This window comes from Brevundimonas sp. TSRC1-1 (genome assembly GCF_049898245.1).
Classification (GTDB): domain Bacteria; phylum Pseudomonadota; class Alphaproteobacteria; order Caulobacterales; family Caulobacteraceae; genus Brevundimonas; species Brevundimonas mediterranea_A.
Map to the genome: position 1 here is coordinate 151,930 of NZ_JAFCXI010000003.1, position 13,285 is coordinate 165,214.

At 67.2% G+C, this 13,285-nt stretch carries 18 protein-coding genes; 2 read left to right on the top strand and 16 right to left on the bottom strand.

The genetic code is table 11. From position 1 onward, the window contains the following. Positions 1 to 108: 108 nt before the first annotated feature. Positions 109 to 2,322 (bottom strand): DNA topoisomerase IV subunit A, encoded by a 2,214-nt coding sequence (parC, locus tag ACP7CK_RS10620; protein ID WP_426025982.1) that lies wholly within the window; start codon positions 2,320 to 2,322, stop codon positions 109 to 111. 148 nt (positions 2,323 to 2,470) lie between these two features. Between parC and ACP7CK_RS10625 the strand changes: the two genes are divergently transcribed. Continuing rightward, positions 2,471 to 4,201 carry a cytochrome c biogenesis protein DipZ gene (locus ACP7CK_RS10625; RefSeq protein ID WP_426025983.1) on the top strand — a complete coding sequence of 577 codons (1,731 nt, stop codon included), beginning with the start codon at positions 2,471 to 2,473 and terminating at the stop codon, positions 4,199 to 4,201. Here ACP7CK_RS10625 and ACP7CK_RS10630 read toward each other — a convergent pair. From ACP7CK_RS10630 to ACP7CK_RS10695, 14 genes are all read right to left on the bottom strand, one after another. Next, complete coding sequence (locus ACP7CK_RS10630) at positions 4,198 to 4,737, bottom strand: RNA polymerase sigma factor (protein WP_426025984.1); 540 nt, start codon at positions 4,735 to 4,737, stop codon at positions 4,198 to 4,200. The genes ACP7CK_RS10625 and ACP7CK_RS10630 overlap by 4 nt on opposite strands. Positions 4,738 to 5,165: 428 nt before the next feature. Continuing rightward, a complete protein-coding gene (locus ACP7CK_RS10635) occupies positions 5,166 to 5,495 on the bottom strand; it encodes a hypothetical protein (protein ID WP_008261577.1) in 330 nt (109 codons plus the stop codon). Beyond that, positions 5,492 to 5,752: a hypothetical protein gene (locus ACP7CK_RS10640; protein WP_426025985.1), complete on the bottom strand. Its 261-nt coding sequence runs from the start codon at positions 5,750 to 5,752 to the stop codon at positions 5,492 to 5,494. The genes ACP7CK_RS10635 and ACP7CK_RS10640 overlap by 4 nt, the downstream gene beginning before the upstream one ends. A 19-nt stretch (positions 5,753 to 5,771) precedes the next feature. Then, entirely contained in the window at positions 5,772 to 6,122 is a 351-nt protein-coding gene (locus ACP7CK_RS10645) for a hypothetical protein (RefSeq protein ID WP_035310420.1), read from the bottom strand. A 23-nt stretch (positions 6,123 to 6,145) separates the two neighbouring features. After that, complete coding sequence (locus tag ACP7CK_RS10650) at positions 6,146 to 6,529, bottom strand: hypothetical protein (protein WP_372704442.1); 384 nt, start codon at positions 6,527 to 6,529, stop codon at positions 6,146 to 6,148. A gap of 31 nt (positions 6,530 to 6,560) precedes the next feature. Next, entirely contained in the window at positions 6,561 to 6,794 is a 234-nt protein-coding gene (locus tag ACP7CK_RS10655; protein ID WP_008262209.1) for a RebB family R body protein, read from the bottom strand. A gap of 19 nt (positions 6,795 to 6,813) precedes the next feature. Continuing rightward, positions 6,814 to 7,149, bottom strand: coding sequence for a RebB family R body protein (locus ACP7CK_RS10660; RefSeq protein ID WP_183195248.1), 336 nt, complete (start codon positions 7,147 to 7,149; stop codon positions 6,814 to 6,816). A gap of 3 nt (positions 7,150 to 7,152) precedes the next feature. After that, a complete protein-coding gene (locus ACP7CK_RS10665) occupies positions 7,153 to 7,377 on the bottom strand; it encodes a RebB family R body protein (protein WP_008260453.1) in 225 nt (74 codons plus the stop codon). A 27-nt stretch (positions 7,378 to 7,404) separates the two neighbouring features. Next, complete coding sequence (locus ACP7CK_RS10670) at positions 7,405 to 7,719, bottom strand: hypothetical protein (protein ID WP_154726195.1); 315 nt, start codon at positions 7,717 to 7,719, stop codon at positions 7,405 to 7,407. 17 nt (positions 7,720 to 7,736) lie between these two features. Beyond that, the gene (locus ACP7CK_RS10675; RefSeq protein WP_426025986.1) at positions 7,737 to 8,102 is read right to left on the bottom strand and encodes a RebB family R body protein; all 366 of its coding nucleotides are present in this window, start codon (positions 8,100 to 8,102) and stop codon (positions 7,737 to 7,739) included. A 73-nt stretch (positions 8,103 to 8,175) separates the two neighbouring features. Next, positions 8,176 to 8,499 (bottom strand): RebB family R body protein, encoded by a 324-nt coding sequence (locus tag ACP7CK_RS10680; RefSeq protein ID WP_008259391.1) that lies wholly within the window; start codon positions 8,497 to 8,499, stop codon positions 8,176 to 8,178. A 38-nt stretch (positions 8,500 to 8,537) separates the two neighbouring features. Further along, positions 8,538 to 8,876, bottom strand: a complete 339-nt coding sequence (locus tag ACP7CK_RS10685) for a RebB family R body protein (protein WP_008262254.1) — start codon at positions 8,874 to 8,876, stop codon at positions 8,538 to 8,540. A gap of 229 nt (positions 8,877 to 9,105) precedes the next feature. Next, complete coding sequence (gene recO, locus ACP7CK_RS10690; RefSeq protein WP_426025987.1) at positions 9,106 to 9,837, bottom strand: DNA repair protein RecO; 732 nt, start codon at positions 9,835 to 9,837, stop codon at positions 9,106 to 9,108. After that, a complete protein-coding gene (locus ACP7CK_RS10695) occupies positions 9,837 to 10,337 on the bottom strand; it encodes a nuclear transport factor 2 family protein (protein ID WP_426025988.1) in 501 nt (166 codons plus the stop codon). The genes recO and ACP7CK_RS10695 overlap by 1 nt, the downstream gene beginning before the upstream one ends. 190 nt (positions 10,338 to 10,527) lie before the next feature. Between ACP7CK_RS10695 and ACP7CK_RS10700 the strand changes: the two genes are divergently transcribed. Further along, positions 10,528 to 12,039 carry an acetyl-CoA hydrolase/transferase family protein gene (locus ACP7CK_RS10700; RefSeq protein WP_426025989.1) on the top strand — a complete coding sequence of 504 codons (1,512 nt, stop codon included), beginning with the start codon at positions 10,528 to 10,530 and terminating at the stop codon, positions 12,037 to 12,039. A gap of 7 nt (positions 12,040 to 12,046) precedes the next feature. On the opposite strand, the gene ACP7CK_RS10705 is transcribed toward ACP7CK_RS10700, so the two are convergent. Next, complete coding sequence (locus tag ACP7CK_RS10705) at positions 12,047 to 13,282, bottom strand: serine hydrolase domain-containing protein (protein WP_426025990.1); 1,236 nt, start codon at positions 13,280 to 13,282, stop codon at positions 12,047 to 12,049. Positions 13,283 to 13,285: the final 3 nt, after the last annotated feature.

The window sequence follows — 13,285 nt, forward strand, 5'->3', positions numbered from 1 at the left end:
GGCAGCAGCGCACCAACGGAGCAACAGCGAAGTATCGCCCGGCCCTTCCCACCCGGCTTCGGCTACGCCTCCGCCCCCCTCCCCCGCAGGGGGAGGGAGAGGCCAACTCTACCTGAACTTCCTCAAGCCCCGCGGCCCCTGACGGCCGGCGCCGGCGCGCTTGCCCAGCCAGTCCTTCCAGTCGGGCCAGTTGCGACGGCGTCCGCCGCCGTCGGCCCATTCCGGCCCCTGTTCGGCGTTGAACACGGTGACGTCGGCCAGACCGCCCTGTTTGAAGTTCTGCAGCCGCACGCCCTTGCCGCGTCCCATCTCGGGCAGTTCGTCCAGCGGGAAGATCAGGGTCTTGATGTTCTCGCCTATCGTCGCGACGTGATCGGCAGTCGGCGTCTGCGGGATGCGAAGCATGGCCAGCATCTCGCCGTTCAGCACCTGTTTGCCGCCCCGCTTCTGGGCCAGGGTGTCGTCTTCAGGCGCGATAAAGCCATAGCCGGCCTTCGACGCGATCAGCAGCTTCCCGCCCGGCTGGTGCGCCAGGACGTTGATGATCTCGGCCTTCTCATCCAGGTCGATCATCAGCCGCAGCGGCTCGCCATGCCCGCGACCGGACGCCAGCTTGTCGGCCCCGATGGTGAAGATCCGCCCGTCCGACGCCCCCACCAGCAGCTTGTCGGTCGTATAGGCCGGCACCAGATAGGCCAGCTGGTCGCCTTCCTTGAACTTCAGCTCCGACGGATCCTCGACCTTGCCCTTGGCGGCGCGAATCCAGCCGCGTTCCGACAGGATGACGGTGATGGCCTCGCGGGGAATAAAAGCCTCGGGCGCGACGAAGGCCGAGGTGTCGACGGCGTCGGCGATGGTCGTCCGGCGCGGCGAGATCAGCGCCTTGCGCACAGCCTCCAGCTCCTTGGAGATGGCCTTCCACTGCTTGCCTTCCGAAGACGTCAGGGCCTGCAGGTGCGCCAGCTCTTCCGAGAGTTCCTTGAACTCCTTCTCGATCGTCATCTCTTCCAGACGCGCCAACTGACGCAGCCGGGTGTCGAGGATGAAGTCGGCCTGGACCTCGGTCAGGCCGAAGCGCGCGATCAGGACGGCCTTGGGCTGTTCCTCCTCGCGAACGATGCGGATCACCTCGTCGATGTTGAGGAAGACGATGCGCAGGCCTTCCAACAGGTGCAGCCGCTTCTCGACCCGCGCGATCCGCCACTGCGACCGGCGGTTCAGGACCTCGCGCCGGTGATCCAGGAAGGCCCTCAGACAGGCCTTCAGCCCCATGACCCGGGGGGTGCCGTCTGCATCCAGCACATTCATGTTGATCGGGAAGCGCACTTCCAGATCCGACAGCTTGAACAGGCTCTCCATCAGCATCTCGGGCTCGATGGTGCGGTTCTTGGGCTCCAGGATCAGGCGGATGTCCTCGGCCGACTCGTCGCGCACGTCGCCCAGCAGGGGCGCCTTCTTGTGCTCGATCAGGTCCGCCAGCGCCTCGATCAGGCGCGACTTCTGCACCTGGTACGGCATCTCGGTGACGATGATCCGCCACACGCCGCGCCCCAGGTCTTCAGTCTCCCAGCGCGCCCGCAGCCGCACCCCGCCCCGGCCCGTCTCATAGGCGTCCAGGATCGAAGCGTGGCCCTCCACGGCGACCCCGCCGGTCGGGAAGTCGGGTCCGGGGACCAGTTGCACCAGTTCCTCGGTCGTCGCCTCGGGCCGGTCCAGCAGCATCTGGCAGGCGTCGATCAGTTCGCCGACATTGTGCGGCGGAATCGACGTCGCCATGCCCACGGCGATGCCCGACGAGCCGTTGGCCAGCAGGTTGGGGAAACCGGCCGGGAGAACCACCGGCTCCTCGTCCTGATCGTCGTAGGTGGCGCGGAAATCGACCGAGTCCTGATCGATCCCGTCCAGCAGCAGCACGGCCGCCGGCGTCAGCTTGCACTCGGTGTAGCGCATGGCCGCGGCGCTATCGCCGTCGATATTGCCGAAGTTCCCCTGGCCGTCGACCAGCGGATAGCGCTGGGCGAAATCCTGGGCCAGACGCACCAGGGCTTCATAGATCGAGGCGTCGCCGTGCGGGTGGTATCCACCCATGACCTCGCCGACGACCTTGGCGCATTTGCGCGCCGCCGCCTGCGGGTTCAGCCGCATCTGGTGCATGGCGTACAGGATGCGCCGGTGCACGGGCTTGAACCCGTCGCGAACATCGGGAAGGGCGCGGTTGGTGATGGTCGACAGGGCGTAGGCCAGATAGCGACGGCTGAGGGCCGTCTCCATCGGCTCGTCGATGATACGGCCGCCTTCCGGCGGCGGAGCGTGGATCGTCATGGGCCAGCGAATCGGGGATCGGAAGTGCGAAGTCTAGCCCGTTCGAGCAGGGACAGGGCGTCTATCTGTGGGAGATCGTACGCCGAAGGGTAACCGAACGCCTCCCGGCTTCGTATGTGAGTGACCCCGTCACGTCAGGCCCGCCTTCATGTTCCTGTTCCTGCTCTCCTATCTGGCCGGCGCCCTGACCATCGTCAGCCCCTGTATCCTGCCCGTCCTGCCCTTCGTCTTCGCCCGCGCCGGCCGGCCGTTCGTGCGCAACGGCCTGCCCCTGCTGGTCGGCATGGCGGTCACCTTCGCCGGGGTTGCGACCCTGGCGGCCCTGGGCGGCGGCTGGGCCGTGCGCGCCAATGAGGTCGGTCGCTGGATCGCGCTTGCGGTCATGGCCGTCCTGGGGCTCAGCCTGCTTGTGCCCTCCATCGGCGATCGGCTGATGCGGCCGTTTGTGGCGGCCGGTTCCTGGCTGACCGATCGCGTCGAGCGCCGCTCCGCAGACCAGGGCGACGTCCGCGCCTCCCTGTTGCTGGGCGTGGCCACCGGCCTGCTGTGGGCGCCCTGCGCGGGCCCCATCCTGGGCGTCATCCTGACCGGCGCGGCCCTGCAGGGCGCGGGCGTCGGCTCGACCGTTCTGCTGCTGGCCTATGCGGCGGGCGCCGCCACCTCCCTGGCCTTGGCGCTGCTGGTCGGCGGACGGGTGTTCAAGGCCATGAAGGGCGCGCTGGGCGTCGGCGAATGGGTGCGGCGCGGCCTGGGCGCCTTGGTGCTGATTGGCGTGGTCGCCATCGGCCTGGGCCTGGACACGGGCCTGCTGACCCGGATTTCGGCCGGAAGCACCGGCCGTCTCGAACAGGCGCTGCTGAGCGGCATCGGTCGCGGCGCGCCGATGAACGCGGCGCCGACGGATCTGGCGAACCTCCCGGTCGAGGGCCAGTTGCCCGCATTTACCGGGGCCACCACCTGGATCAACTCCCCGCCCCTGACGCCGCAACAGCTGCGCGGCAAGGTGGTGGTGGTCGATTTCTGGACCTACTCCTGCATCAACTGCCTGCGCGCCTTGCCCTACGTCCGCGCCTGGGCCGAGAAGTACAAGGACCAGGGCCTGGTCGTGATCGGCGTCCATACGCCCGAGTTCGCCTTCGAGAAGTCCGAGGCCAACGTCCGCGACGCGGTGCGCCGCCTCGGCGTCGACTATCCGGTCGCCATGGACAACGACTTCGCCATCTGGCGCGCCTTCAAGAACCAGTACTGGCCGGCCCATTATTTCATCGACGCCCAGGGCCGCATCCGCCACCACCATTTCGGCGAGGGCGACTATGAGGGCTCGGAACGCGTTATCCAGCAACTGCTCAAGGAGGCGGGCGCCGCCGACGTCGCTGCGGACGTGGTCCAGGTCCAGGCCCAGGGCGCCGAGGCCGCCGCCGACATGAACCAGCTCGGCTCGCCCGAAACCTATGTCGGCTACGCCCGCGCCGAAAACTTCCGCTCGCCGGGCGGCCTCGCCCGGGATGTGGCCAAGGCCTATGTGGCCAGCCCGCTGCACCTCAACGACTGGAGCCTGGTCGGGCGCTGGCGCGTGACGCGCGAGCACGCCGAACTGGCGGCGTCCGGCGGCCGGCTGTCCTTCCGCTTCAAGGCGCGCGACCTGCACCTGGTCATGGGGCCCGGGTCCAACGGCGCCATGCCGCGTTTCCGCGTCCTGATCGACGGCCAGGCGCCGGGCGTGGACGCCGGGTCCGACATCGACGCCCAGGGCGTGGGACGCATCGACCAGCAGCGCCTGTATCAGTTGATCCGCCAGTCCGGCGCCGTTCGCGAACGCACCTTCGAGATCGAATTCCTCGACCCCGGCGTCCAGGTCTTCGCCTTCACCTTCGGCTAGAGATCCAGCAGCAGTCTCAACCGGTTCTTCGCCAACTGGCGACGCTTGCGGACCAGTTCCCGGCTGATGTTCAGATGGGCGGCGATCCGTTCGTCGCTCCAGTCGTCGAGATGGAGCCGCAAGGGCTCGACCAGAGCGGCCGGAAGAGCGTTCATGGCCCGCCCCCAGGCCGCGTCGCTTTCCTGTTGCGACAGCGCCTCTTCCGGCGAGGGCGCCGCCTTGACCCAGGCGGCGGCGGACGGCGGCGGCAGATCGACGTCCTCTGCCACGATGGGAATGCGATTGGCGTTCTGGCGGTGCTGATCCATGCAGGCGTTGTGCAGGATCCGCACCAGCCAGGCCCCGGGGTTCTGCACCGGCTGGCGGTCAAAGGCCTGGGCCGCCCGCACCATGGCCGCGCTCAACGCGTCCTCGGCGTCGGCCCGATTCCCGCCGGAGAGCCGCAGGCTTCGATGCCGCAGACTGTTCTGATGCGCCATCCAGATCGCCCAGAAACGGTCCATCGACGGCGGCCGGTCCAGAGCGCGCGCGATCACGCCCGCAGGCGTCAACCCGGCTTTTGGACCCCCGCCCCGATCGCCGCCGGCCGCTCGGGCCAGAACCTCGACCGGAGACGGGGTGCGCGGCGCTGAAGGATGGGAAGCAGAACGCCGCTCAGGCGGCGCAGCCGTCGCGGGCGCCCTCTCTTCCTCGCCTTGCGTCTCCCAATCCGGAAACAACCGGACGACATTCATATTCGTCACTCCCCCTCGGCGTGGGGAGCGACCGTCAAGCCCAAAGCGAGCTCATCCCCCTACGCTTGGCCTGGCAGAACCAACGGGGCGTATCGATCGAGGTCTCGTGGCGATTCTGGATCACCGACGTCGCATCAACCAGAGTTTGCAAGAACCCCGTTATCACTACTTAGACGGGTGTATTTGCTTTTTGTGAAGCCGTTTGATGCGGTGCTGGAAGATACTGACGGCTACTGGCCGCCTGACGCCCCGTCAGCCGGTGCGGCGGCCGATGGCGATGCGGCGGTCCGTTCGATCATTGCGCAGATCGCGAGGTCCAACTGCCGCGTCACCTCGCGCGCGATGATCTTCTGCAGGGCCTCGACGATCTCGAGACTGACCTGGGCGGAAGGCCCCCTCGCCGCGCGCTGCATGTCCTCGGGCATGGCCGCCAGGCGTTGCTCGGCCACGGCCCGTTTCAACAGCTCGCGCTGATCGGCGAAACTGTCGACGACCGTGTGTTTCTGCTCCGATATGGAGTCATAGAGATGCCGCCCCGTCGCCCCTTGCGCATCCGTCATCGGGCGGATCCGTCTTCATCGGGCGGCAGCCCCAGAGCCCGCGTCAGCTGCGCCTGAAGCTGCTCGATCATGGCCTCGGTGAACTGGGGAATCGGCGTGTCCGGCGGCGACTGAGCCGCCAGCAACTCCGGCAGACGCGCGGCCGAGGTCCTGAAGACCTCGGCGACCATCCGCCGAGCCGCCACGACAATGGGATCTGCGGCCGGAACCTGCGGCTCGCCGGCGGCGGCCTCAGGCGATGGAGAATCGTCGGTCATCAAACCTTCCTGTCCGGCCTCATTCCTTGTCGGAGCCGGCGGAGACGAACGAGATCTTCTCGACCAACTCGCCGTCTTCGATATCGGTCAACAGGCCGCGCGCCTTGACCATCAACTTCGCCGCCCAGGGCGCATAGGGATCGGTCAGCAACGGCTCCTGCATCCGGTACAGGATGGCGACCATCGCCTCCGCCGCAGCACGCAGTTCCCGATATCTGGACTGGCTTTCCTCAAACCCTTCGGCGGAGGATCTGTCTTCTGCGGCGTCGCTCCACCGCTCGGTCTCGCATCGCGTCTCCCATTCCAGCGTCTGCGCTTCCTGAACGACGGCCTCGGCGTCGCTCATCTTCGATAGGGTCAAACGGGACATGGCTGCTCCTTCTCTCTCTTCGACTAGTTTCTGGGAAAGGTCCTGACCGCCGTGGTGACGGATTCGGCCGCCAGGCCCGCCGCGATCGGCGCCGCGAACGAACTGACCAGGGCCATGGCGTAGGCGACAAGCGCCGGTTCGTTCATCCCGCCCGACGCCAGCATCATGGCCATGGCCTTGCCCTGGACGGTGGTGCTGATGGACAGCATGTTGCGCTGGTAATCGGCGGCGTCCTGCACCGACAGAGCCGCCGCCTGGGTGGCCTTGTCGTAGGCGATGGCGCCGCCGGCCGAGACGCGCGTCGAGGTCGAGGGGGTGCCCTGCTCGAGCGGCGCGAAGCCCAGCGCCCAGTTCGTCGAGGTCTGAACGGCGTCCTTGATCTGGCTGTTGACGGTCGGTTCGGTCACGGCGCGAAAGCTCTCGTTTCAGATGAAGGCGCTATTTCTGCGCCGCGTTCATGATCATGGTGACGGCGCTGGAGGTGACGGCGTTGCCGATCTGCTGCAGCCCCCCTTGCGCCTGCTGGGCGTTCTGCATGGCCAGGGAAATCGAATGGGCCATGCTCTGATAGACCAGCGCCATCGATTGGGCCGGCGCTTCGCCCAGCACCTTGACGTTGGTCTGGGTGACCGCGTCGGTGACTTGCGAGTTGACGGGCGTGTCGGCGGCCATGGTTCAGATCCTGACAATTCTAGAGATTCAGCAGTTTGGCGGCGATAAGCAGAACAAGGGCGTTTTCGAGCGGGCTGGGCGTCGGCGGTCGGGCGGCGATCCGCGTGGTGGCGATGGCCGAGACCATGCTGCCCATCTCATAGACCTGCATCACGCCCTGGTTGGTGGCGGCCTGGGCGCAGATCGAGGCCTGGCGCTGGGCCTGGACCGCGTTCTCGAACACGATCGCCGTCGAATGGGCCGCGCTCTGGTAGATCGAGCCCATGGCGATCGTCGATGCGGCGCCCAGGACCATCAGGTTCTGCTGCGTCACCGCATCGGTGATCTGGCTGTTCACGGCGGTCGGATAGGCCATGGCTCAGACCGCGATTTCGAGGATCTTGGCGATCAGGGCGCCGACGGCGGCGTTGTTGATCTGCTGCATGCCCCCCTGGGTCTGGCTGGCGTTCTCGACCGAAAGGCTGGTGGCGTGCGCCACCGCCTGAACCGATACGGCCATGGCTTCCGCAGGCCCCTCGCCCAGCACCTTGACGTTGGTCTGGGTGACGGCGTCGGTGATCTGTGCGTTGACGGTGTCGCTCATGACGAAGCCTCCCCCTTTTCTTGATGCTCAGGTGACGACCGGCGCGCCGTAGAAGGCCGATGGCGCAGGCTCCTGACGAACTTGCGACACCGACCGCACGCCGACGTCGGCGGTCCGGACCGTGCGGATCTGCTGCATGTCGGCCAGGCTGGTCGCCAGTTGCCGGATCTGCAGCGTCGACAATTCCGCCGCATGCTGCGTCGAGGCGGCCAGACGCGCAGCAAAGGCGTCCGCCGAGGCCATGATGGTGATCAGACCGGCGTTGCACACGCCGGCGCCGGCGCACAGCAGCAGGGCGTCGTCCCGACAGGCCGCGACGGCCAGCCCTTCTTCGGTTCTCAATCGCTTTTCCTCGCGTGTCATTCGAACGGCTCCTCACGGCGCGGACCGATGTCCGGCCAAGGGATGACGGACGGCTTGTCCATCAGCGCCTGGACGCAGTTCATGGTCGCGACCATGCCCAGGATGTTGGTGGTCTGCTGGTTGGCGACGGCGTTGTGGTACATCATCCCGCTGGCCTGATTGGCGGCCACCAGGCTCTGCATCGCCGCGAAGCTGGGGCCCGAGCCGATGACGGTCAGCAGGGTATTGGCGACCGATTCCGCCGTGGGGGCCGTCGCGGGGTTCTTGCTGAGCTCCAGCATGATCTTCAGAATCTCCTCGAAGTCGCCGAGGGTCTGGGCGGATTTTTCCGCCGTCTTCTCGTTCATCTTCGCCTCGACCATGGTCGTCCTCCAGGGGTTGGCGCGGCGGGCGCCAGTCTCCCGCCGCAGCCTTCACGGATATCCAGGGGCGGCGTCAGGCCGCCGTGGCGCGCAGGGCCGTCAGCAGGGACAACAGATTGTCAGGCGTGTCCGACTGGCTGATCTTGCTGGCCGCGACCGCGCCGGCCATGGTGTCGACGCTGTAGATCTGGATGACCCCCTGATTGGTCGCGGCCTGGCCGGCGATGGCCAGTTGCTGCTGCGAAGAGGCGGCGTTTTCGTAGAGAATGCCGGTGGAGTGGGCGAGCGACTGATAGATCGCGCCCATGGCCATGGCCGGAGCGTCGCCCAGCACCTTGACGTTGGCCTGGGTGACGGCGTCGGTGATCATGCCGTTGACGGGTGTCGGAAGCGCCATGTCTCAAGTCCTTCTTTTGGAGTTTGCGGGACGAAAAATCAGGAAACCGCGGCCGTGGGACCGACGGCGCGCAGGGCCGTCAGAAGGGCCATCATGTTGTCGGGCGTATCGGACTGGGCGATCTTCGATGTGGCGACCGCGCCGGCCATGGTGTCGACGCTGTAGATCTGGATGACGCCCTGGTTGGTCGCAGCCTGGGCGGCGATCGCCAGCTGCTGCTGCGATGAGGTCGCGTTCTCGTAGAGAATGCCGGTGGAGTGGGCGAGCGACTGATAGATCGCGCCCATGGCCATCGCCGGGGCGTCGCCAAGGACCTTCACATTCGCCTGGGTGACGGCGTCGGTGATCTGACCGTTCACCGGGGTCGGAATAGCCATGCTTGTCTCCTTCCATTCGATTGAGGCCTCGGATGGAGGGTCGCGTGGCCCCGTTGAAAGTCGACCCCCACAACCATGACGCGCCATGGGGCGTGGCGTGAATTTCCCGCGGTTGTTTTTCGAGATCTGAAGCACGGCTCAGGCGACGCAGCGGCGTCAGGCTGCAAGACGCCCAAGAAAGCGAGCCCCGCGCCGAATTGGCTATGGGGCTTGAATCCGAGGCCGTCGCTTAGAGACGTCCCGTCTCGGCCAGCCGGTCCAGCATCCAGACCCGTGCGGCCGGCAAGGGCTTGTTCTGCGGGTGGAAGACGAACTGTTCCAGAAAATGGCCGGTCAGGTCGAACCCCGCCCTGACGTCGCCCTCGACCAGCCCCGCCTGCGCCCCCAGCATGAAGGGCGGCAGGCTCAGCATCTTGTCGGCATAGGGGGCGCCGGCTTCGCGGCTGACCGCCCGCCCAGTGCGGGGGCTGACATAGATCAGGTCGTCCGCCGTCCCCGTCGCCGCACATTTCGACAGATCGAGGCCGAAGCCCAGGTCTTCCAGCAGCCCCGCCTCGAACCGCACGAAGATGGCCGGCCAGACGTCCGGAAGGGCGAAGGCCCCCATCAATGCCTCAAAGGCCAGGAAGACGCCGGGATGCGGCTCACGCTCAGGCAAGGCCCCCTGCGCCACCCCCGCAGCCGCCGCCAGGCCGGTCAGGGCCAGGGCGTCGTCGAACAGAGCGCTGGGCCCCTCGCCCACCGGCTCCAGCCGCGCCCCGCCCAGATGATCCGATGTCCGCGCGCGATAGTCGGCCACGACCCGCGCCCCGGCCTGCAGGAAGGGTCGCATCTTGCGGGACGCCCCGCCGGCCACATAGGCCGCGCGCCGTCCATGGCTTTCGGTCAACAGGTCCACCACGGCGCCGGTGTCCCCATGGGCGCGCGCCGACAGGACAAAGGCCTCTTCATGAAAATCCATCAGTGCGCGGGGTCCGCGTCAGGCCGGGCCTCGACCGGAGACTGAACCAGAGCCACCACGGCCTTCGCCTTGTCGTTCGGAATGGGCATGCTCAACACATACTGCTCGATCTTCCAGCCGTCCTCGGTTCGGCGCAGCACGCCGGAACCGCGCGTCAGCCCATAGGCGTCGTTGTCCAGCAGTTCGTCGAACCAGACGATGCAGCGACAGTCGCCGGGCGCCAGGGTCGTGACCCGGTCGTGGGGCCGATAGGTCCACCCCTGCCCCCGCGAGAAATAGGGCGCCGCATAGACCTTGAACTGAGCCAGCGACCACCGCTCGGTCGCGTCGGTGCCGATGAAGCGGGCGTCGGGCGTGAACAGGCCGAAATAGGCGTCGGCGTCAGCATGCGAAGCCGCCGCATGCATCCGATCCACCACAGCCTCGGCCGCGACCACGGGGTCCTCCGTCGATTGCAGGGGGACGGACATCAGGGCCAGGGCGGCGAGAGCGGCGATCATGGGTTCGTTCTACTCCTGTTCTCGACTTTCGAAAACAGGCTAGCCGCCGGAGCCGGCCCTCTGAATATTTGACGAGGATCATGGACGAAGCGGGCAAGCTCGACCAAGGTCTAATGGACCGTCGAGACCGCGACGCCCAAGTCCAGCCCCGCCTTGCAGGCCCTCCCCGGCCGTAACCTTGAAGAGCTCCATGTCGCGTATCCGCAGCCAATCCCTGCGCTCCAAGCTGATGTCCGCCCAGGACGCCGCCGCCCTGATTCCCGCCGGCTCCACCGTGGGCATGAGCGGCTTCACCGGCTCGGGCTACCCCAAGGCGGTGCCCTCGGCTCTCGCGGCGCGGATCGAGGCCGCCCACGCGGCCGGCGACGCCTTCCGGCTGAATCTCTGGACCGGCGCCTCCACCGGGCCGGAACTGGACGGGGCCCTGGCCAAGGCCGACGGGATCGAACGCCGCCTGCCCTACAACTCCGACCCCATCGCGCGTGAGAAGATCAACTCGGGCCAGATGGACTATCTGGACATGCACCTCAGCCAGCTGGCGCCCATGGTCTGGCAGGGCGTGCTGGGTCCGCTGGACACCGCCGTGGTCGAGGTTTCGGCGATCAACGCCGACGGCAGCCTGGTGCCCTCCTCCTCCATCGGCAACAACAAGACCTGGCTGGACCGGGCCGAGCGCGTGATCCTGGAGGTCAACGCCTGGCAGAACCCGGCGCTGGAGGGGATGCACGACATCTATTACGGCACCGCCCTGCCGCCCAACCGTGTACCCATCCCCCTGACCCGGCCCGACCAGCTGATCGGCCAGCCGACCCTCCGCTGTGATCCGGCCAAGATCGTCGCCATTGTCGAGACCGAGGCCCCCGACCGCAACCTGCCCTTCGCCGCGCCCGACGCCAACGCCCGCGCCATCGCCGGTCACCTGATCGAATTCCTCAAGCACGAGGTCCGGGTCGGCCGCCTGCCCACCGCCCTGCTGCCGCTGCAATCGGGCGTCGGCAATGTCGCCAACGCCGTACTGGCAGGCCTGATGGACAGTCCGTTCGAGCGGATGGCCGCCTATACAGAGGTGATCCAGGACGGGATGCTGGACCTGCTGGACGCCGGCAAGTTGACCGTCGCCTCCGCCACCGCCTTCTCCCTCAGCCCGGAGGCGGCGGCGGACATGAACAGTCGCATGGAGCAGTTCCGCGGCAAGATCATTCTGCGTCCGCAGGAAATCTCAAACCATCCCGAACTGATCCGCCGCCTGGGCTGTATCGCCATGAACGGCCTGATCGAGGCCGACATCTACGGCAACGTCAACTCGACCCAGGTCATGGGCTCGCGCATCCAGAACGGCATCGGCGGTTCCGGCGACTTCTCGCGCAACGCCTTCATCTCCTGCTTCGTGACGCCCTCGACGGCCAAGGGCGGCGCCATCTCGGCCATCGTGCCCATGGCCAGTCACGTCGACCACATCACCCAGGACGTCCAGGTCATCGTCACCGAACAGGGCCTTGCCGATCTGCGCGGCCTGTCGCCGAAACAGCGGGCCAAGCTGATCATCGCCCACTGCGCCCACCCCAAATACCGCGATGCGCTGAACGACTATTACGACCGCGCCCTGAAAGGCTCCTACGGCCTCCAGTCGCCGCATCTGCTGAACGAAGCCCTGTCCTGGCACCAGCGCTACATCGACACGGGGTCCATGCTGCCGACCTGACGGGCGGTCAGCGGGCCAGGGTCGTGGGGAAGTCCCGGCCCAGGGCCTCGGCCATGGCCTGCTGGCTGATCAGGAAGACCTGGTCGCGGAGGTGATAATTGTTCGACAGCACGATCACCGTCACATCGGCCTCGGGCTGATAGAGCATCAGGTTGCGGAACCCGCCCCAGCTGCCGGTGTGATAGATCTGGCGATCCTGGAAACTGGGCCGGACCTGATCGCCCAGTCGGTTCGAGAAGATCCCGTAGCCCCAGTCGCGGCGCGGACGGCCCCGCTCCTTGGGCGTGTCGGCCGGGGCGTGGTCGGCCAGCATCTGCTGATAGCTGAACGGCTTCAGCAGCGCCCCCCTGTGCAGCGCCCTTTGCCAGACCAGCAGATCGTCCAGGGTCGAATAGACCGCCCCCGCCCCCGCCACGATCGAGGTGTTGGCGTTCGGCTGGGCCGCCAGTCCGGCCGGGAAGTTGGCGTAGCCCATGATCACCCCATGGTCGCCGCCGTCCAGGTCCAGCCCGCTGTCCTTCATCCCCAGTGGGCCGAAGAAGGTCTCGCGCATATAGGCGTCATAGGGCCGGCCGCTGGCCTTCTCGACGATGGCCGCCGCCAGGTTGAAGCCCGCATTGTCGTAACGGACCTTGGTTCCCGGCGGGAACTGCAGGCCGAACCGCTTCGAATCCTCGGTCAATTCGGCCAGGGTCGCCGGCGTGGTCCGACGCATGCCCCAGCCCGGCCGCGCCATCAGGTCCGGAATGCCCGAGGTGTGCGACAACAGGTGGCTGATCCGCACCGGCTCCCAGGCCTTCGGACAAGGCTGGATCCATTTGCAGACCGGATCGGAGACGCTCAGCTTCCCCTCGTCCTGCAGTCGCAGGATCGCCGTGGCGGTGAACTGTTTCGAGATCGAGGCCAGCCGGAAGCGGGAGTTCAGTTTCAGCGGCCGATCCTGCTCATAGTTCGCCTCGCCATAGACCTGACGGAACAGCACTCGGTCGCCCTTGGCCACCAGCACCGCGCCCATGAAACGCCCGGCGGCGGCCTCACGGTCCAGCCGTGCGGCCAGTTGCGGCAAGTCCTCGACCATTACCAGGGGCGGACGCGGCGGCGTGTCGGGACGTATGGAAGCCAGAACCGCATCGCTGGCGGGTTTCACGGCCGTGGAGAAGCCGGCCCAGACCGCGCCGCCGAGGATCAGCGCCCCAAGGACGCCCAGAACGAGCCGGGGATGGCCCCCAGGGGTACGCGGCACTTC